This is a genomic window from Bradyrhizobium iriomotense (assembly GCF_018129405.1).
Classification (GTDB): domain Bacteria; phylum Pseudomonadota; class Alphaproteobacteria; order Rhizobiales; family Xanthobacteraceae; genus Bradyrhizobium; species Bradyrhizobium iriomotense_B.
In genome coordinates, this window is sequence record NZ_JAFCLP010000010.1 from 223,961 (window position 1) to 243,494 (window position 19,534).

The following is a 19,534-nucleotide window of genomic DNA, read 5'->3' on the forward strand; positions in this document are numbered from 1 at the left end:
AAATGAATCGCTTTGCCGGCAAGACCGTCGTGATCACTGGGGCCAGCCGCGGTATAGGCGCGGCCCTCGCCCGTCGCTTTGCTCGTGAGGGCGGTGCGGTCGTCGTCTCGGCAAACGAACCGGCCTGCGAACGTGTCGCCGCCGAAATCACCGCGGCAGGCGGCAAGGCGATCGCGCAGGTCGCGGACGTGACCAAGAAGCCCGATGTCGTCGCGCTCTACGATGCGGCCGAGCGCGCATTCGGGGGCGTCGACGTTTCGGTACAGAACGCCGGCGTCATCACGATCGCTCGCATCGAGACGATGACCGAGGGCGAATGGGACAAGGTGATAGAGGTCAACACCAAAGGCGTTTTCCTCTGCTGTCAGGAAGCGATAGCTCGCATGCGCAAACACGGGCATGGCGGAAGACTGATCAATACGGCTTCGGGCCAGGCGCGGCAGGGCTTCGTCTTCACACCGCACTACGCCGCCTCGAAGTTCGGCGTCGTTGGCATCACGCAAAGCCTTGCCAAGGAGGTCGCCAAAGAAGGGATCACCGTCAACGCCTTCTGCCCAGGCATCATCGAGACCGACATGTGGGCTTACAATGACGAGGCGTGGGGGAAGCTGTTGGGAGACTACAAGCCCGGTGAACTGATGGCCGAGTGGGTCCGCAACATTCCCATGGCTCGCGCGGGCTCCGGAGAGGACGTCGCCGGTTTGGTGACGTTTCTCGCGAGCGACGACGCCGCCTACATCACGGGCCAAACTATCAATGTCGACGGCGGCCTCATCATGTCCTGACGGATAAAATGTTGCTCCGAACTGCCGCCCCACGGAAAATCTCTGCTCCCGATTCATCGAAACGCGAACGGAATCCATGGTCCGGACCGGCAATCAGCTCTGGGGGAGCTTGCCCATTGCACCCCCCGGCGATCTGGGCCATACGGCACGCTCCTATCGCAACAAACGGACTCTACGACGATGGCACACTCCATTCCGGAAGTTCTGAAGGCTTTTGCCGCTGGCGAGCTGGTGGTCGTTACCGACGACGACAATCGCGAAGGCGAAGGCGACTTGATCGTGGCCGCGTCCCTCTGCACGCCCGAGAAGATGGCGTTCATCGTCCGCCACACCTCCGGGATCGTATGCGCACCTGTCACGACTGAAGACGCCCGCCGGCTCCGGCTTGATCCGATGGTCGCACACAACGACTCCAACTATTCGACGGCATTCACCGTCTCGATCGACTACAAGCCGGGCATGACGACCGGCATCTCGGCCGAAGAGCGCACCGCGACTTGCCGCGCTCTCGTCAATTCGAACGTCGGCCCGAACGACCTCGCGCGCCCCGGGCACATCTTCCCCCTGATCGCGCGTGACGGCGGCGTCCTGATGCGCTCCGGCCACACTGAAGCCGGGATCGATCTTTGTCGGCTGTCGGGTCTGCCGTTGGTCGCCGTTCTCAGCGAGCTGATGAACGACGACGGCACCGTCATGAAAGGTCCTCAGGTTTCGGCGTTCGCAGAGAAGCACAATCTCAAGCATGTCACGATCGCCGACATGATTGCGTATCGCCAGGCGCGGGAGAAGTTGATCGAGCGGGTTTCTTCCTTCACGATCGATAGTCCGATCGGCCCGCTGCAAGCGCATGCGTACCGGTCTCCATTCGATGAGATCTATCACTTGGCTCTCGTTTACGGAAACATCGGCGACGGTACGAACGTCCTGACGCGCTTCTACAAGCCAAACATCGTGAAGGACCTCTTTGGTGGTCCGCAAAAGGTGTTGCAGGCTCTGGAGCACTTCAAGAAGCGCAAGTCCGGCGTGCTTGTGTACCTTCGAGATGGTGCTGCTGGCGTGCCCGTGGCCCCCATCGCCGAACAGAATTCCGCCGATGCCGAGCGAAACAAGCAGTGGCGCGAGGTAGGCGTAGGCGCACAGATCTTGCGGGACCTTGGCGTTTCCTCGATTTGCAACTTGTCCTCATCCGTCCACGACTACAAGGGACTATCGGGCTTCGGCATCGAAATTACCGGAACCGAACCTTTCGACGGATGATGGCTGGTCGATCGTCGTGAGCTTAGGCGGCGCGGGTGCTTTGCCCGCTCCGCCTTTCTCGTCTTACCGGCCTTCTAAACTAGCTGTCCGGTGCACAACTCGACTACACGATAGTGGATCGAGCCAGCTTCGTTGTCCTCGATCGACACGGCCTGATATCTGGTGATCTTGATTGGTCTGGCCTCCGGGATCTCGGGATGTCGAAGCCTATGATCACACGCCACCCGCCTTCGTAGCCGCGCAAGTGGGAGACGCCGAACCCCTTTTCAAGAACAAGTCCGTCATTCGAGCCGCGTGCTCGACAATGGCCGAGCACAAGAAGAGCCACCACTTTGCCAGCTGCAGGCGACATCGTCCGCGCTTCATAGGCTCTGACGCGTTGTAGACGGGCACGCCAGCAGCGTACTCCTGCTCGCGTATTATAGATTATGGAATATCCGAAATAGCTATCGTGGTCGCCATGGGTTCCCCTTGGGGAGTATCTATGAAAACAATTGATGGCCGGGTCTCGCCTGTCCATCCGAACATGCAGCCGCTCGCTGGCGAGGAAATCTCTGCGACGACTTCGATGCACACCATCAACGTGGCAAGAGCTTCGCAGCATTTTGGGAGCTTGATGCCGAGCCTGTCAATACGTCCCGTGAAGCCCATCAACTCAAGAAGTGGTTGAGGCGTTTGCCTCCTTCACGACGCAGGGCATCCGGTTGGCCGGGCGTCTATAAACGAGAGCAGCCGAATCGCAAGATCCGGCTGCTTCAATATCAACGGCGACTCAGCGAGCGATAGAACCGCGTATTGCCGCTGCCTGGCGGATCCTCGCACATGAAGCATTCGGCATAGTTGTCGATCGCTTGTATCACGCCCTGCAAAGAAGCGCTGGAGAACGCGTTGGTCGTCCCCGTCGCGTAGTGGGCCACGAAATTGCCCGTGATGCTCGCCATTTGGATTTGCAGGCCTGTCTGCTGCGCTGCATCGAGGACCAGATCGCCGGCGGCCTTGTGCAGCTTCACGGCGGCCTCAATCGCGCCCACCGCATTGCCCACCTGCTTGTTATTATCGTCAAGCGCAAAGTCGATTGGGACGGGGATCTTCACCTTCTGAATAATTTCCAGCAACCGATGCTCGAGATACTGCCTGAGGCGCGGCGCGGCGTTGTCGATCTGACCGGCCTGCAGGAAACGCACAGTGGCGTCACGAACGCGATTGACGGCGTCGGATTGCGGTAAGACGGCCGTGCGCGCCGTTCCTTCCAACCGCTGGTGTCGCCACCCCTGCCCGTTGTGGCGGTTGAAGAGTTTCTTGAGCAGAGTATCGTGGCTCAGCAGAATGACTTGCGGGCCGTCAACCTGCATGGGGCGCGCGAATTGCGTGCGGATGAGCTCCATCAGATGAAACTGGTGTCCGGCGTCGAAGCTGGACGTCACGTCGTCAAGAACCACGAACCGCGGCTCGCCTCCATAGAGCGTCGCGGCGGCAAGATAGACTGACACGGCAAACGCATTGCGGAAGCTCTCCGAGAGGAGAGCCTGTGCTGACACGTCCTTGAGGGTGAAAAACTCAGACAAGCCGATAGAAAGGGACTCGGAACCGTCGGCTTTGGCCAGTGACGGCTTGACGGGCTGGTACATGATCGAACCGAAAAACTTCTGACAGAGCGGCTCGACCGCGGCCAACCGACGCTTGGAAAGATCAGCCTCCGCAGTGGCGAAGGTCTCGCTTGCCCGGTCCAGGAAGCTCTTGATCCGCGCTATGACCGTAAGCTTGCTGCTGACCTCCGCGAGCGATGCCTGTGCACTGTCGATCTCCTTCCACGCCTTCTGCAGGCGCCTGGCGGCCTCAACCGCGGTCGTGACCGCAACGAGGGACGCCGGAAGCTCCTTCTCCAAGGCCTCGCGCTTGGTCTTTGTATCGTGGAGCGCGGCCGATGCTCGGCCGACCAACCTATTTCGCCAAACCCAAAGCTCGACAACGTCGGCCGCGGTCAGGGCCAATTCAGCCTTGGGCGCAAACGTTGCGAAGAGACGTTTCTCATCCCCGACGGCATGAGCCTCCTCCAGCTTGCGGAGATCCGCCCAGGACTTGGCCTTCCATTCGCCATCGAAGTTGACTGTGCAGTCTTCGAGCTCTTGGAATGCGGCCAGGCGTACATCCAACTCGGGCAGCAGAGGTCCAGAGCCCTCATGCTCGCAAGCCGGGCACTTGTTTTTGTTGGCCCACCCGTCATCAGTGAGGACGGCGCGGCTTGCAACATAGAGATCCTTCAGCAGTCGGCCGGTGGTCTTCGACAGTGCAACGTCCCGCTGTTGCGCGAGGGCGAGCAATTGCTGATAGTCCTCGTCGGTCGGCCCGGTGGAGATTTGGCCTGTGTACGTGGTCTCCTGGCGCCGCAAGGTGGCCAACCGCGCCGGGCCATCGCCTCCTTCAGCCTTCTTTATCGACTCCACACAATCGTCGAGTGCGATATCGGCAAAGTCCTTGCCGGCGCAGTGCGGCATGAGAACCGCGATCTGATGCAAGGCGTCATGTGCCTTTGCGACCGCTGCCGCGTGATTCTTCTGCTCATGGAGGGAGGTCTGCGTCAGCAATTGAAACGCCGCGACCGCCTCCGCCTGTTGCTTGGCGATGGAGGCCTTCAGCGAGGTCTCCTGCTGCGTTAGGACCTTGACCTCGAAGTGGTTGTTGAAGGCCCGTGTGTTGGCAAGCCCTTGCAGTTCCTGACGGAGGGTCGAGTATGAGGCAAGCCCCAGCAAGCCCGCGAAGGCTCGTCCCCTCTCGAGGGCCTTGTCATCGATGAAGGACTGCAGCGTCTTGTGATCGAGCAGGACGAAATCGCGGTTAAGGGAGTCCAGAAGCTTCTCGCCATCAACATTCGCCGGGGCGGTCACCTTCCTGACGCCAGCGGCGTTCCGGGTTATGGTGAGCGCCACAGGCGGCCCTCCTCCATCCGGCCGCACGGTCAACCGGATTGTGCCCGTGTTCTTCGTGTGGAAGCGGTTCAGGTAATAAGATCCGCCACCCTCGCTCGCCGGCAGTTCGTCGAGCTTCGGGATCTTCTTGCGCAGTGCGTATGTGAGCGCGTCGAAAATCGAGCTCTTGCCGACGCCGTTGGGCGCCGAAACGGAATTGACGGCGTCGTGTGCGAAACTCAATACAAGAGGATCGCCCTCGTTGTTGATGCCGCGAACACCTTCGATTTCCAGGCCTTCCAGAAACCAGCCGCTCATGGCGCTTCCGGCGCCTTGGCTAAAGCGACAAGGAGCTCGTCCCAGATTGCGGCAGGCTCGGCGCCGGCAGCGAGATCATCAAGGCGGGCCGCCAAGACGGGGCCCAGCGTTGCATCCAATTGTTCGAGCTCTCGGCCGTATGCTGCAAGGTTGTCGCCCAAAGGCGCGGAATCACTGAATTTGAAAGCCATGGCCCCTCCCCTCGGCACATTCTCATCGACCAAGGCACAACTTTCAATAGAGCGTCGCCCTGCATACTACGAAAGTCATTGGAAGTATTTAGGCACCGAGCAGCGATTGCCATTCGGGTGCCGTGACGAATGGTCGTCCGGGACTTTAGAGACGCATCGAACCAGCTCGCGCTCAGCTCCAGGTCGAGCGCCAGTTGCCCGACCTCGGACATTTGGATCAGGCCATTGATAGGCCAGGTGTCGGGATACTGTGAGTGCGTCCCCATGGCGAACAGCAGCCCCGGACATGTCCTCGCCCCTCTTGGCTTTCATGCGCCTGAGGGTCTCTCCCTTGGAGCGCTGCCGGCGCCAGTTGAAGAACGTGGCCTCGGTCTCCCAATCCCGGCAGGTGCAATCCCGAAGCAGCGACTTCCAATCAAGGACGGACCTCGGCTGACGCGCGGCCATAGTCCAGATTAAACCAAAGTCGACACAGGATTTCGTGTATAGCGAAAAATACAGGATTACGCCCTCGCGCGAGAACGATAAACTGTCACTATTTGGAGTTGAAGCGCTCGCGCCTCGTCTTTTTCTTCAGGCATTGCAATGATCCTCGCCGACAACGAAACACGCGTCGACCTTTTGAACAACGAAGCAATCGCTTCCACAATCGTCGCCACGTTGCGCGACCACCCGGAGCACCCCCTCACCATTGGCGTGCATGGAGACTGGGGTGCAGGCAAGTCGAGCATTCTCGAGATGGTCGAGGACCAGTTCAAGAGCGACGCCGGCGTCCTCTGTCTCAAATTCAACGGATGGCGCTTCCAAGGCTTCGAGGACGCCAAGATCGCTTTGATCGAAGGTATCGTGACGGGGCTTATCGAGAAGCGCCCTGCTCTCACCAAAGCGACGATAGCAGTCAAGGATGCGCTACGCCGCATCGATTGGCTGAAGGTTGCCAAGCATGCAGGAGGCCTCGCTCTGACCGCCTTCACCGGGATTCCGACGTCTGATCAGTTGCATGCCATCGTCGGCGGGCTTGAGAGCATACTCGCGGATCCCACCAGGCTCGCTACCAAGGAAAACATCACCGCGGTAATCGACGGCGTGAAGTCGGTGATCAAGCCTGATGCGGAAGCCAAGCACGTCCCGGAAGAGATCGCGGAATTTCGCAAGGCGTTCGATCAGCTCCTCAAGGAGGCAGGGGTGACGCAGCTCGTGGTGCTCGTCGACGATCTCGATCGCTGCCTACCCGACACGGCGATTGAGACACTGGAAGCGATCCGGCTGTTCGTGTTCACGTCTGGCACCGCCTTCGTGGTCGCGGCCGACGAAGCGATGATCGAATATGCTGTCCGCAAACATTTTCCGGATCTTCCGGACACGACCGGTCCGCGCGATTACGCGCGCAATTACCTCGAGAAGCTGATCCAGGTGCCGTTCCGCATCCCGGCGCTCGGCGAGACTGAGACACGCATTTACGTCACGCTGTTGCTGATCGGCGCCGAGAAAGGCGTGAGCACTACGGGCTACAACAAGCTCATCGAGGTTGCGCGCGAGCGGCTGAAGCGGCCATGGGAAAGCGGTGCGCTCGATTTCCCGACCATCAAGGATGCGCTGGGTGCGCAGGCATCGGCAGCGCAGAACGCCCTGCTACTCAGCGATCAAATAGGGCCGATCCTCGCCGCCGGAGCCAAGGGCAATCCGCGCCAGATCAAGCGTTTCCTCAATTCCTTGCTGCTGCGGCACCGCACAGCGGAAGCACGCGGGTTCGGAGCAGATGTGCATCTCCCCGTACTCGCAAAGCTGATGCTGGCCGAGCGTTTCATACCGCGCTTGTTCGATCAGATCGCCTACGGGGCGGCGGCCGACAAGAAGGGTCACTGCGGCGATCTTGAGGCACTGGAGAGGGAGACGGCGGACCAATCGGCACAGGAGGCTGTCGCTGCCAAGCCTGCAGCGAAAGATACGAAGATAGTTGCCAAACACGCAAAAGAGGATGAAACGGCCTCGGCTGATCAGCCCGAGAGTGCGCTCCTCGCGGAGTGGCTCGCCTCACCGCAAATCCGCGCCTGGGCTCAGGTCGGCCCTTCCTTGGCAGGCAAGGATCTCAGGCCCTACCTCTTCGTCACGAAGGACCGGAAGGATTATTTCGGGGCCTCGTCGGCCTTGGGCCATCTGGCCGGCGTGGTGGAGAAGCTGTTTGGTGCCAAGCTCGCCGTTCAGGGGCTCGAGCCCGAACTGCGAAGCCTAAAGCCCTTGGAAGCCGCGCAAGTGTTCGAGGTTGTACGCGCCCGCATGGTGGCCGGCGATGCGTTTCTGACCACACCGCCGGGCATCGACGGCCTTGCCGTCCTGGTTAGGGCTCATCCGGTCTTACAGACCAACTTGCTCGATCTACTTGAGGCGCTGCCGGCCGAGCGGTGCGGCGCTTGGCCCGTGAGCGGATGGAACGGCGTGATCACCGAACCCGCCAACCTGACGCGATTGAACGGTCTCGTCGAGCGGTGGGCGGACACCGGCAGCAGGCCCTTGAAAGTGGCGGCAGCAGCCGCGCGAAAGGTCAAGGCGCGGGGAAGCTGATGGGAACATCCGGATCCTACGGCGGCGCCGGCAACCGCTCACCATTGATACCGAGCTTTCTCAACGACCCGGCCCCGGCCTCCGCACCGGTGTTGCCCGGCCCGACAGCACCGCCCGCCCCCGGGCCCGCGACGCCGGGTCCTGCGGCACCGGCCAGCCCCACTCCCGCGCCTTCGTCACCAAGACCGGCAGCGCCACCCGCATCGGCGCCCGTGCAGGCCCCTCTTCCCAACAGGTTCACATCGCCGCGGACCAATTTCTCGCGATTCGCACGCTCGGGGGGGAGCGACCGAGCTTCATTGGGCCGCGCGCTCGCAGGATACGTATCGACGGCAGCAGGCGGCTCACGTCAGGCCGCACGGCGAATGGGGTCTTCGCGCAATGCTGGGGCGCGTCTTTATTCCTTCCTGGCCGATGCCCAGACGCGAGGGCCAACCGAAGCGTTACGTTCCCTCAATCTGCAGGCGCTGTCCGGCCGTCCCCTGCAAGAGGTGTTCCTCGGTATCGCTGAATATGTATGCCCGATCGGGGGGACGGTGGACGAAGGCATCGCGCGCGATGCCTTCGTCGAGACGATCGCGGACCTCGCCGACCAGGGCATCGTCGACTTCGATGCCATGACGCCTGCACAGATGCAGACCACGTTCGAGATGTTCGTCACCAACACGATCGAGGCCCGCATCTACAATGACATCGGCAACAACGGCATCGCCTTGCCCTCGGATACCGCCGCGGTCGAGCGTGTGCAGGATCAGCTGCATGACTTCATCAGCCGTGCGGTGAGCGACGCATTGACCGATACCGCTACTGCGGCAAGCCCTCTCACCCAGCAGGATGCGCTTCGGCATGTCGACAGGGTCTATGAGGCCGCATTCGATATGCTGCAGACGCTCGCCGAAGGAGAGAGCGAGGCATGACGCGTCACCTGATCCAGGCCCATTTCGGCAAGGCCGATCGCGCCAATCTCGCGCCGGCCAATACGGGCGAGAAAGCGACGCCCTTCGATATTGTCGCGTATGACAAAGTCCTGGATTTCGGCATCGGTGCGGCGCTCACCGATCTCAAGGCCAAGAAGGTCTATCCGAGTGAGATCGCGCTCGATCTGGCAGTGACGGCGGCGCATGTTCACGCGGCGGATACACGCATCTCGCGTGCGACGGAATCGGAGGATGCCTGGACAAGGCAACTTCGCATCGTGGTCCCCGTCAGCGATGTCAGGCGCTGGACGACGGCGATTCCGGTGCTTGAGCGCATGCTGAACTTTCTGACAGGCGATCGGTGGAACGTCCAGTTCCGGCCGCGGCCCACAGCGTTCGCCCAGATCGTACCGCAAGCTGATCTGATCGTCCCTCCCTATACGAATGTGAGCCTGTTCTCCGGGGGCCTCGATAGCCTAATCGGCGCCATTGACCAGCTCGAGGGCGGAGACATCCCACTTCTAGTGAGCCATGCCAGTGAACCGGCCGTCAGCAAGGCGCAGGATGATTGCTACGATGCTCTCAAGACGCAATATCCTAAGGTCCCGTTCGATCGCTTACGTACCTGGCTAGCGTTTCCGAAGGCGTTCGTCCGCAACGTTAAATCAGAAGACAGTACGCGGGGCCGGTCCTTCCTCTTCTTCGCACTCGGTGTTTTTGCTGGCACAGGCCTCCGGCAAGCCTTTGTGTTGCGAGCGCCGGAAAACGGATTGATCGCGCTCAATGTACCGTTGGATGCATTGCGCCTGGGTGCATTGAGCACAAGGACCACGCACCCCTTCTACATCGCTCGCTGGAACGAACTTCTCGGCGTCCTCGGCATTCCCGGCCAGGTCGAAAACCTCTATTGGAACCAGACAAAGGGCGAGATGGTGGCCGGCTGCGCCAACCGCTCATTCCTCAAACGGTTGGTGCCGACCACTCTCTCCTGCTCTTCGCCGACCAAGGGCCGTTGGCAGGGTCATCCAACGCAACATTGCGGCTTCTGCCTGCCCTGTTTGATCCGCAGGGCATCGCTCTCTTCGATCAAAGACGCCACGATCTATACGGTCCCAAACTTGCGCGCTGAGGCGTGGGACCCGCGCAGGGCGACGGGGGAGCAAATCCGCTCTTTTCAGTTTGCCTTGCAGCGCTTGCAGGAGCACCCGGGCATCGAGAAGATGCTCATTCACAAACCCGGGCCTTTGACGGATAATCCGGCCGCGCTCGATGAGCTGGCCGCGGTCTACAAACGAGGTTTGGACGAAGTCGGCGCCTTGCTCAAGGGTGTGAGAACCCGTCCCTCATGAGGCTTTCGTGACGTCAAGGCGCCTGGTCGATTTTCATTGCCATCTCGATCTCTATCCCGACCATGAGGCGCTGGTGAGAGAATGCGACTGCCTCGAAGTCTTCACATTGGCGGTTACGACGACGCCTCGTGCCTGGCGGCGTAATCAGCAGCTCGCGTCCAAGACACGCTACGTCAGGACCGCACTGGGGCTACATCCGCAGCTCGTCGCGACTCACGCGACAGAGATTGCTCTGTGGGAGGAATTCCTGCCGAACGCCCGCTATGTGGGTGAAGTCGGTCTCGATGCGGGCCCCCGCTTCTACCGCTCGCTGGACCGGCAAAAGCAGGTGTTCGAGCGCATCTTGCGCCAGTGTGCGGCAGCCGGCGGGAAGATCCTGACGATCCATAGCGTGCGAGCCGCAACCCCGGTACTCGATATGCTGGAACAGCATCTACCGCAAGATCGCGGTGCCGCGGTACTGCACTGGTTCACCGGTACCAAGGCGGAAGCCAAACGGGCGATCGAGCTTGGATGCTACTTCTCGATCAACATCGAGATGCTTAAGAATGAGCGGCACGCCGGGCTTGTCGCGGCGCTTCCGCCGGAGCGTCTGTTGACGGAGACCGACGGGCCTTTTGTCAAAGGCGAAATGGGACAGATGCGACCACGCGATGTCGCGCAAACACTTGCATCGTTGGCGCGGGTGCTCGGCCTCGAAGAGGACGATCTCGCGACCAGGATCCAGGGTAACCTCAAACAGCTCGTCTCCGCGTGAGAGGGTTATCGTCAGGCATATCCAAGCATCGAAAACCCGCACCGGAACCTTTCTGCCGGATTGGCTGGCTCACGAATTCTATTTCTTTCTTCACGACCTGATGGGGCGACTTCTCTCCTCCGGAGAGCAAGCCTCGACGTTATCAGGCCTGGAAAGTGTCGGGCGCTTCGATACTCAGGGCGGACTGCAGGGACAGAATTTCGGCAGGCAGATCAAGCGCTGCGTAGAAGGCGGGCTATCCTTCAGCAATGAGCCATCGGGCCTGCTGCCGGAAGCCCTCGGATTTGCCAGTGCCTGCCTCGGCTATAGGCAACCGTTGCGGCATCGCGACTGAAGCTCCGCAATGCCATCACAAAATACGCAATCCTGTGGGAGGGACACGCTCCTCCGTTGACTAAGAACCCCGCCTCCCCCATTTTGAAACAAACCACGAACAAAGGAAAATTCCGCGATGGTCGGGCACGTCCACGAGCCGTATATCATCTGCCCCAAGTGCAGCCACGAGATCGCGCTCACCGAGTCCTTGGCCGCCCCGCTCCTGGAAGCGGAGCGGAAGAGCCTTCAGCAGAAGCTCGCCGCGCGCGAGGCGGAGTTTTCCGCCAAGGCCGATGATTTGAGGCGCCGTGAGGACGAGATCACCAAAGCACGCGACAGCGTGGAGGATCAAGTGAAGCAGCGCTTGCAGGCCGAACGGAGCACGCTCGCCGCTGCCGAAGCCAAGAAAGCACGCGACGCGGTCACCTCCGAAATCGAGCTGTTCAAGGGCCAGCTCGCCGAAAGCCAACAGCTGCTCCAGGAGCGCGACGCAAAGCTTGCCGAAGCTCAGCGGGCGCAGGCCGAGGCTCTCCGTAAGCAGCGCGAGCTCGATGAGAAATCCCGCGAGCTCGAGGTGACGATCGAGAAGCGGGTCCAGGCCAGTCAAGCCGAGATCACCGCCAAGGCCCGCCAGGCTGCCGTCGATGAGGTGAAGTCTCAGGTCTCGCAGAAGGACGCCCAGATCGAATCCATGACGCGCACCATCGAGGAACTCAAGCGCAAGGCAGAGCAAGGGTCTCAACAGACGCAGGGCGAAGCCTTCGAGCTCGAGCTCGAGAACCTCCTGCGCGCGAAGTTTCCCCTGGATCTGATCGAGCCGGTCGCCAAGGGCGAGACCGGCGGCGACATCGTCCACACCGTGAACGGCCAGGTCGGGGCACCCGCCGGCGTGATCCTGTGGGAGCTTAAGAACACCAAGAACTGGTCAGACACCTGGCTTCCCAAGCTGCGCGACAACAAGCGTGCGGCCAAGGCGGACGTGGCGCTGATCATCTCTAGCGCGCTGCCCAAAGGCGTCGAGACCTTCGATTTGGTGGACGGGGTCTATGTGGCGCATCCGCGCTGCGCAGTGCCCGTGGCGCTGACCCTGCGGCAAGGCCTGATGGAGGTTGCCGGAGCGCGCACGTCACAGGTTGGCCAGCAAACCAAGGCAGAGCAGGTTTACCAGTATCTCACTGGTCCGCGTTTTAAACAGCGCATCGAGGCAATTGTGGAACGCTTCAAAGACATGCGCGAGGATATTGATAAGGAAAGAAAGTTCATGGCCAAGGCCTGGGCCAAACGCGAAGCGCAGGTCACCACCATGATCGAGTCAACGGTCGGCATGGTTGGGGATTTACAGGGAATCATGGGCCAAGCGATGCCCGAGATCGATGCGATCGATGCGCCGCCGATGCTCGAGGGCAAGGCGGCTTAGCACTTGGATTCGATCGACGATCTTTTCGTTGCCAGCGCTATCGACGAGGTCGACGCTGAGCCCATGGCAAAGGAGTTGGCCCTGGGCATCTACCTTTCACATCGCGTGGATTCCGGCCTCTCGCACCTGGCTGCTATGGCGTTCGCGGTCGCTGAGCTCCTCGAGCTTACCCACCAGCAGGCTATGTCGGTTGCCGTCGCGACGTTGAATGAGCATGCGAGCGATGCAACGCCAGCCACACGCCATTAAGAGGTAAACTGCAAGGTCGTTGATCAGAGGCCTCTATGGAGCTTTTGGCGCGGAACAGCGACGCCCAGACTCTGCTATAGTGCGACGGGAGCAGAACACAGCCATGAAACTCACGGATCAGATCCTTCGGCAGATCGAAGAGAGCGAACGCCTCACCAAGCAGCTCACCCTTGTCGAGAAGCTCTCGGCGCCGAACCTGAGCGGCGCCATCGCCGGTATTGAGCACCTCCAGAAGCTCACAGCAGGCCTGGACCTATCGAAATACGCTGAAGCCGCACGGCTGGCGTCAGGAGCTCTTGCGTCCGTAAACACCAAGTTTGCTCTTGGCGCAGATCTCAGTGAGGCCGCACGAAAGATCACGGAGGTGTCCCCTGCCCTGAAATCCTTGCAGGACCAAGCAGCCCGCTACGAGCAGCTGTTCCGTCCCAGCATCCAGCAGGACTTCCTAAGGCTCTCAGAGGTGGTTGCGAGCATCGCTGTTCCCAAGTGGCCGAACCAGGTTGCCCTCTTCGGGGACACTATTCAGCGCCAGCTGGAGAGCATCCGTGCCCCGGTGATCCAGATCGAGGACAGCTTCAGGTCGCTGCGCGGTTTTGGCGAGCTCTCGGCCATCGGCGCGGCCGTGCGGTCGATTGAGCCGTTCGAGCCGGACCTGGTGGGGGCGCTGCGCCGCGACCTCGGCGACTGGCGCGATGCGGAAGCCGAGCCCGCCGAGCTGATCGATGACCCGGGCGGGCGCGTCGCGTTGTACGAGGAGCGCGGCTTCAACGCCGAACTGACCGATTTTCCGGCGCAAGGGTTTGAGAGCGCCCTGGTGGCAACCGGTATCGGCCTTGGCGCCGTGAGTAACGCTCTTGCGCCCCCGCCCGCCGAGATGGTGCCGGCGTTCAACGTGCACGCTTACCAATGGCTGTTCGTCTTCGAGCGTGAGCTGCGGGCCTTCATCCTCAAACGCCTCATGGAAGCGGCCGGCGACGGCTGGGAGGCTCGCCTTCCGCCCGGTATGCGCGACCGCTGGCAGGACAAGAGAGCCAAGGCGCTGACGGAGGGAGAATGCGAACAGCCGCTGATCCACTACGCTGACTTCGCGGACTATGTCGACATCATTCTTGGCAAAGCCAACTGGCGTGACTGCTTCAAAAGTACCTTCAGGCGCGAAGAAGCCATCCGCGAGGGTTTCAATCGCCTGCGGCCGATCCGCTTGATGACCGCACACATGCGATTCATGACGCAAGAGGAATGGCTGATTCTGAATCTGGAGGTGCGGCGCATCCTGCGGGCGATCGGGGTGCAGATCTGAGAGCGAAACCTTAGGTGTTTCGACGCCGGCAACGGCGTACTTAAACCAAGCAAGGCCGGGATCGCTCCCGGCCTTGCACGTCGCTCTGGGGATTCCGCTACCACAGCCTGACGCGGAAAAGATGCAGGTCGTTGCTCGGACCGGGCCTTGGGTCACGTCCTTCCACGCATTGCGCACGAACTCGACGGCTTCGTTATTGGTACCGAAGCCGCCGCTTCTCCGACGCCCAGTGTGAAGCATTTCTCCAGCTCATTAAGTGTCAGCTGGGTGCGCACGCTACCGGCGAACACGTAAGGCTGGCCGCCCGCGCTCATCGCGCACTGCACGAAAGCCTATTGCTCCGGAGTGAGCGAGTTGTATGCCGCTCCAACACCCGTCCCCATCCGTGGTGCGGTTTGCGTACCACGCAATCAGCGATACATTCGCGCAGGCGGATGTTGAACCTACCTGAAATTGAGGCGGGAGATAGGATCGGTTCCATACCAATGCAAGTTATGCGAACAAAATCAATGTCTTAATAAGCTTACCACGACGACGCTTCCAAAGAAGGGGGACGATGAGCGCGATCGTAACGATCAAGGGCGATGACGGCATCATCGTCGCCTTCGATACCATCAGCTACGACATGGACGGGACCGTTCTTTCCACAACGGCCTGTAAGGTCCTTCCTTTGATGGAGCTCAACTGCATCATCGGTAGCGTGGGCGCAGCGGGCGTCACCACGGCTTTGAGAGATAAGATCGCGGCAAAATACGCGGACTTCGACGACCTGCTAGCCGGCATCGTCGACGACTTTCGTGACGTGCATGATGATCTTGTCCAGCTCTGTTGGCAGGAACCGGGCCCTACTCCCAATGCCACGGTCATGTTAGGGGGCTGGTCGGGTCAACGGAATCAATTTGAGACCTATCGCCTTAGCTCTCGCGACAAGGAAATTGTCGCTGAGGGGGAGCTTTCGACCTCGCCTGCCTTCTCGTTAGTGCCGACTGACGGGTGCTGGGTGTCGAGCGCCTATAATGCCGAGGACATGCGTCGGTTCGGAGTCGATTTCGAAAATGAAGCGAATTTGATCAACTTGGCGGTACGGATAGTCTGCGCCTGCCGCGCAGCCAGCTCGGCAAGAGGTACGGGCGACTTCGAAGGCGTACCTTATGGCGTCGGCGGTCAGTTGCAGATGCTGCTGCTCGAACGCGGCCGCATTACACAGTGGGTCACCCATCGCTGGCCCGACGAAGTCGGCAAGCCGTTGGACGCCGCGGCCGGCGATCCCTTGCCGGACTGGCTGACCCAACCTTCCAGCTAAACTCATCGCTTCAGGATTCCAATCCAAATGTCTGACGAAGCAACCCATTTTCCGAAAGATGATGCGGACTACAAGAAGCTCGAGAAGCTGGTCGCGAAGATTCAGCAAGATCTCGCGCCGCAGTCAAAAGTCTCGCACAATGTGCGATTGAAGGGAAAATCAGGGGCTCAGCGTCAGATTGACGTCTTAGTCGAGGATCGTATCGGCCAGTACGACATCCGGATCGTCCTGGATTGCAAGGATTACAAGACGCCGGTCGATATAAAGGACGTCGAGGAGTGCGCAGGCCTCTTCGAGGACGTGTCGGCGCAGCGGGGCGTGATCGTCTGTCCCGCCGGTTTCACGAAAAACGCCAAAGCGCGAGCCCAGCAGCTGCAGATCGACCTTTACAGTCCGATCGATACCGATCCGCATAAGTGGCAAGCGCGGATCAATATTCCAGCTATTTGTGATTTTCGCCAAGCGCGCATGTCATTCGGCTGGGAGATGAGCGCGCCAGCACCGTTTGCGCTGAGAGAAGACTTTTTTGTCTCGGCGCCGATATCCGACGCCGAGACCGGCGAAGAGCTGGGTACCACGCTCTCCATTGCATCTGCTGAATGGGACGCCGGGCGTTACCCGACCGCGCCGGGCAACCATGATCGTATCCCGATCATCGATCGCCCCCTGCAGATGGACAACGGCTACGGGCGCCTCGTCCCGGTAACGCTCAGCGTGGGACTGATCATCTCCCAGCACCTCTTTTATGGGCAGTTTCCTATCCTTCGACTGTCCGGGTTTCACGACCGAATCGGCGATGGCATCATCACCAACGCCTTCGAATTCGGCCTCTTGTCGCTGGAAGAGATTCACAACTGGAAACAACTGAGCAGCGAGGCGGAAGCGCCGGTTAAGCCTGTGCTCAGGATGATAGGGCTTTACGGGTGGAGCGACGATGATCCCGAATCGAAGCCTGTTGTGGCCGAAGAATAGCGATCGCTACTGGCTCACCTAAACAGCTCATAGGCGACCGATGCGAGGCAATCGTCCCGATCGTCGCTAAGTTGATCCCAAAGCACGCGTGCTGCGGTCTGCTGGTCGGCGCTCATAACGGGGCCTTCAAGCCCTTCGAAAGGGTCGAACTGCGCGGTCGCCATCAAGGCGTTGAGCCTGCCGGAAGACCATAGCACATAGGCGCCAAGCGCCTCCGCAACGCGCGCAAGATTCCGAATCGCCTCGCTGATCCGATCGACTGTGACCTGAAAGTTGGAGAACGCCTGGCGGGCAGTCGGACCGCCGGCGTGGGCGAGATAAGCGTTGCTCCATTTGCCGAGCTCAGCCGCACCACTTTCATTCAGCCATGTCTCGATTGTACTAAGCGTCGACGACGCGATGCGATCATCTCGCTGGCGTCGGTCCGCGCTGACTTTGCTGATCTTATCGAACTGCTCATGCCCCATCTGAGACGAGTGCCAGGCCCGGGGCCCCGAGGTGGCCGCCCAAATCGCTCCCCCGCCCTGCGTCAAATGGGCCGACATCTCTTCCTCCTGGACGCGCGCAAAGTCATAGGGGAGCCCATCGTGGCACACGTAGTGCTCTCGTGTCAGAAGGTGAGCATGCGCCTTTAAGTCCTTCAGCAGGCGCCGGAGCGAGATGATGTCGCTGTTGCCGCCATCGACCAGGCGGCGAATGGCCAGAATTTGCGTGGCAAAATAGCCATTGATCAGGGCCTCGGCCATAAGAGGGTTTTGCAGGGCCGTCGACGTGCCCGCTGACCCCGCCGCGGTCAGGCTGCGGAATGCGACATCGGTCCATACCATTTGTTGAATGGTTGACCAGATTGCATGATGGTCGTCCTCCTCAAGCCAAGAACGCCAAACGGTCCGCTTCGCGCGAAACTGTTCAAGCGCACGCTTGTCGGCAACATCGCATTGAGAAAGTGGATAGTCGTAATCGTCGCTCATTGCCGCAGGCTAACACGTTCCCGGCGATTCCTGTCTTATTCCTATGCAGCAACGGCAAACTGGAATGGATACTGAAACGGCTTGAGAACGAAGCCGGCGTATAGCACCCGCAGCCGTACATGGCAGTCTTTCGATAAGCAGCTGTGTTCCGATCGGAGAGAGGGTGCACCAATTATCCCTCGCGCACGACGAAATGGGGATCGGCTGGCAGAGTGAAGCCCCGGCCCATCGGCAGATGCGGTGAGCACGTGTAATAGAACTGATCATCAAGCGAGTATATCTGCTTGAGTGCAAAACCCATGACCGTCGCATTGACGCTTGCGACGTTGTGTAGATCGACCTCCATCACATCCTCCTCCCCGTCCAGCCGGCCGATCAGGCAAACCTTGAACGAGAGTGGGAAGACGATGTCCCGGTCGGCCATGCCGAATCCCGGAGCATAAAGCTGGCCATAGTTCACAGGAGCCCCCGGCTTGTGCACACATACGGGGTGATCCGTCGTGACGAACCCGCCTGTGCCTTCCTTTGCCTTCAGTATCCGCCATCGTCGCGCGTCGAAGAACGGATACATTCTGGGGAGTGCTTCGAGCTCCATCTCAAGTGTCATGTTTTTATGTGCGTGGAGCTTGTCCTTGTTGTCCTCAACGTACTTCTTGAAGCCATCGAAATCCGTCGGCTCACCCTCTGGCCAAAGCTCGGCCGCCTTCATTTGCTCGACCACGGCGTCCCACCGCTTCGGGTCCTTGAACGGTTCGACGAGTATGGCGCGGAGCAGATCCGTCTCGATCTGCTCTATACCTTCGCGCGTGCGCAGATTTCGTACCGCCAGAAGCGTCACCAGATTGATGATGTCCTCTCTGTCCTGGCCTGCCTGACCAAAGGATGCCGTCTCCCGGACCCGCTTAATCGCAGGCGCAATCCCGCCCTCGAAATTGCCAAGCTCCTTTTCCAAGGCGTCCGCCGGCACGCCGTCGATCTCGAGTTTATTCCAATCACGCTCCGCCGCGATGTTGCCGGACCCTGCGCGAAATGCTTTTGGAATCGATGCGTCGCTCGCCCACAGTTGCCCACTCGCGTTGGCAAACCCCGACAAATACATCTGCGGGACGTAATGGTGTTTTCGGGCTTCAGCCATCGAGACCCCTCCTGCAGTTCAGCTTAAGGTAGCATCCCGACACTCGCTTGGCCACTAGCACAGCTTGCCTTCCAAGTTGGAAGGCCCGCGTATTCGATTCCAAGACCCAAGGCCGGTATCGCCAGCCTGTGCGGCGCCCACTCCATCGCAACTCGACAAGGCACTGCTCGGATTACCAAGAACGCCATGAAGACGATAAGGGGGACGCCCGAACTCTAGACTGCCTGGATGGCGGAGGTACGCAAGCAGGCTCGTCCATTGTTCAATGATAAGCCGGTTCCCTCGCTTCGCGCGCTGGGGATGACCGACTTCGAAAAGGAAACGTCTGGTTCGAGATGGAGATTCAGGCAGTCAAACGCGAAGATCTCAAGAATTGGATCAATCCCGATTTCAGCAGCTTGACGAAAGACGAGGTGAGACCGGCGTCGGCATGCAGTCGATCGCCGAGCGCGGCATCCTGGGGGCGACAGGTCGTTCGCGCGCACGACACTTGGGTCGGTGATTGGCGGCCGGGATGTTGCGATCCAGCGCGGCATCCTCAACGCTCCACGCGCTCTCATTCCGGCGAATTGGCGCCTTTAAGCCATGAACACTGAAGAGTGCGGAGCGTGCTGGTGGCAGCCCCGCATTCTGGAAAGCGGCTCACACGTTGCATAAGCCGGCAGCATCATCCGGACTGTCCAGCTGAGATTCGCGTCAGCTTGATGAACCGCACGCTCACGTCGAAATCCATCGCTTCGATGTCCCTCGCCTTGAACCGCCCCGGGATTGCCGGAGGCTCCAACTCTTGAGAAGGTGGAGCCATGACGAGCAAGACGACGAGCAAGTTT

General features: G+C 60.3%; 15 protein-coding genes. 11 read left to right on the top strand and 4 right to left on the bottom strand.

The features are described from left to right. Nucleotides 1-2 precede the first annotated feature (2 nt). Both JQ592_RS21870 and ribB read left to right on the top strand, forming a co-directional pair. A complete protein-coding gene (locus JQ592_RS21870; RefSeq protein WP_211404838.1) occupies nt 3-785 on the top strand; it encodes an SDR family oxidoreductase in 783 nt (260 codons plus the stop codon). Between the two features lie 180 nt (nt 786-965). Continuing rightward, on the top strand, nt 966-2,042 hold the full coding sequence (gene ribB / locus JQ592_RS21875; RefSeq protein ID WP_211404839.1) for a 3,4-dihydroxy-2-butanone-4-phosphate synthase: 1,077 nt from the start codon (nt 966-968) through the stop codon (nt 2,040-2,042). Nucleotides 2,043-2,803: 761 nt separating this feature from the next. Here the strand turns inward: ribB and JQ592_RS21880 are convergent. Together JQ592_RS21880 and JQ592_RS21885 are read right to left on the bottom strand one after the other, a co-directional pair. Further along, on the bottom strand, nt 2,804-5,266 hold the full coding sequence (locus JQ592_RS21880; RefSeq protein ID WP_211404840.1) for an AAA family ATPase: 2,463 nt from the start codon (nt 5,264-5,266) through the stop codon (nt 2,804-2,806). Further along, complete coding sequence (locus JQ592_RS21885) at nt 5,263-5,457, bottom strand: hypothetical protein (RefSeq protein WP_211404841.1); 195 nt, start codon at nt 5,455-5,457, stop codon at nt 5,263-5,265. The genes JQ592_RS21880 and JQ592_RS21885 overlap by 4 nt, the downstream gene beginning before the upstream one ends. Nucleotides 5,458-6,042: 585 nt before the next feature. Here JQ592_RS21885 and qatA point away from each other — a divergent pair. The 9 genes from qatA to JQ592_RS21930 all read left to right on the top strand — a co-directional run bounded on the left by qatA (nt 6,043) and on the right by JQ592_RS21930 (nt 16,598). Beyond that, on the top strand, nt 6,043-8,019 hold the full coding sequence (gene qatA / locus JQ592_RS21890; protein ID WP_211404842.1) for a Qat anti-phage system ATPase QatA: 1,977 nt from the start codon (nt 6,043-6,045) through the stop codon (nt 8,017-8,019). 299 nt (nt 8,020-8,318) lie between these two features. Beyond that, on the top strand, nt 8,319-8,936 hold the full coding sequence (gene qatB, locus JQ592_RS21895; protein ID WP_246820586.1) for a Qat anti-phage system associated protein QatB: 618 nt from the start codon (nt 8,319-8,321) through the stop codon (nt 8,934-8,936). Then, nucleotides 8,933-10,285, top strand: coding sequence for a Qat anti-phage system QueC-like protein QatC (gene qatC, locus JQ592_RS21900; RefSeq protein WP_211404844.1), 1,353 nt, complete (start codon nt 8,933-8,935; stop codon nt 10,283-10,285). The genes qatB and qatC overlap by 4 nt, the downstream gene beginning before the upstream one ends. A gap of 7 nt (nt 10,286-10,292) precedes the next feature. Next, entirely contained in the window at nt 10,293-11,042 is a 750-nt protein-coding gene (gene qatD / locus JQ592_RS21905; RefSeq protein WP_211404845.1) for a Qat anti-phage system TatD family nuclease QatD, read from the top strand. 451 nt (nt 11,043-11,493) lie between these two features. Then, nucleotides 11,494-12,774: a DUF2130 domain-containing protein gene (locus JQ592_RS21910; RefSeq protein ID WP_211404846.1), complete on the top strand. Its 1,281-nt coding sequence runs from the start codon at nt 11,494-11,496 to the stop codon at nt 12,772-12,774. A 3-nt stretch (nt 12,775-12,777) separates the two neighbouring features. Then, nucleotides 12,778-13,023: a hypothetical protein gene (locus JQ592_RS21915; RefSeq protein ID WP_211404847.1), complete on the top strand. Its 246-nt coding sequence runs from the start codon at nt 12,778-12,780 to the stop codon at nt 13,021-13,023. Nucleotides 13,024-13,126: 103 nt separating this feature from the next. Then, entirely contained in the window at nt 13,127-14,323 is a 1,197-nt protein-coding gene (locus tag JQ592_RS21920; protein ID WP_211404848.1) for a Swt1 family HEPN domain-containing protein, read from the top strand. A gap of 556 nt (nt 14,324-14,879) precedes the next feature. Then, complete coding sequence (locus tag JQ592_RS21925) at nt 14,880-15,626, top strand: hypothetical protein (protein WP_211404849.1); 747 nt, start codon at nt 14,880-14,882, stop codon at nt 15,624-15,626. 27 nt (nt 15,627-15,653) lie between these two features. Continuing rightward, nucleotides 15,654-16,598 (top strand): restriction endonuclease, encoded by a 945-nt coding sequence (locus tag JQ592_RS21930; protein WP_211404850.1) that lies wholly within the window; start codon nt 15,654-15,656, stop codon nt 16,596-16,598. A gap of 14 nt (nt 16,599-16,612) precedes the next feature. On the opposite strand, the gene JQ592_RS21935 is transcribed toward JQ592_RS21930, so the two are convergent. Together JQ592_RS21935 and JQ592_RS21940 are read right to left on the bottom strand one after the other, a co-directional pair. Further along, nucleotides 16,613-17,569 (bottom strand): hypothetical protein, encoded by a 957-nt coding sequence (locus JQ592_RS21935; RefSeq protein ID WP_211404851.1) that lies wholly within the window; start codon nt 17,567-17,569, stop codon nt 16,613-16,615. A gap of 172 nt (nt 17,570-17,741) precedes the next feature. Then, on the bottom strand, nt 17,742-18,704 hold the full coding sequence (locus tag JQ592_RS21940) for a DUF4238 domain-containing protein (RefSeq protein WP_211404852.1): 963 nt from the start codon (nt 18,702-18,704) through the stop codon (nt 17,742-17,744). Nucleotides 18,705-19,534: the final 830 nt, after the last annotated feature.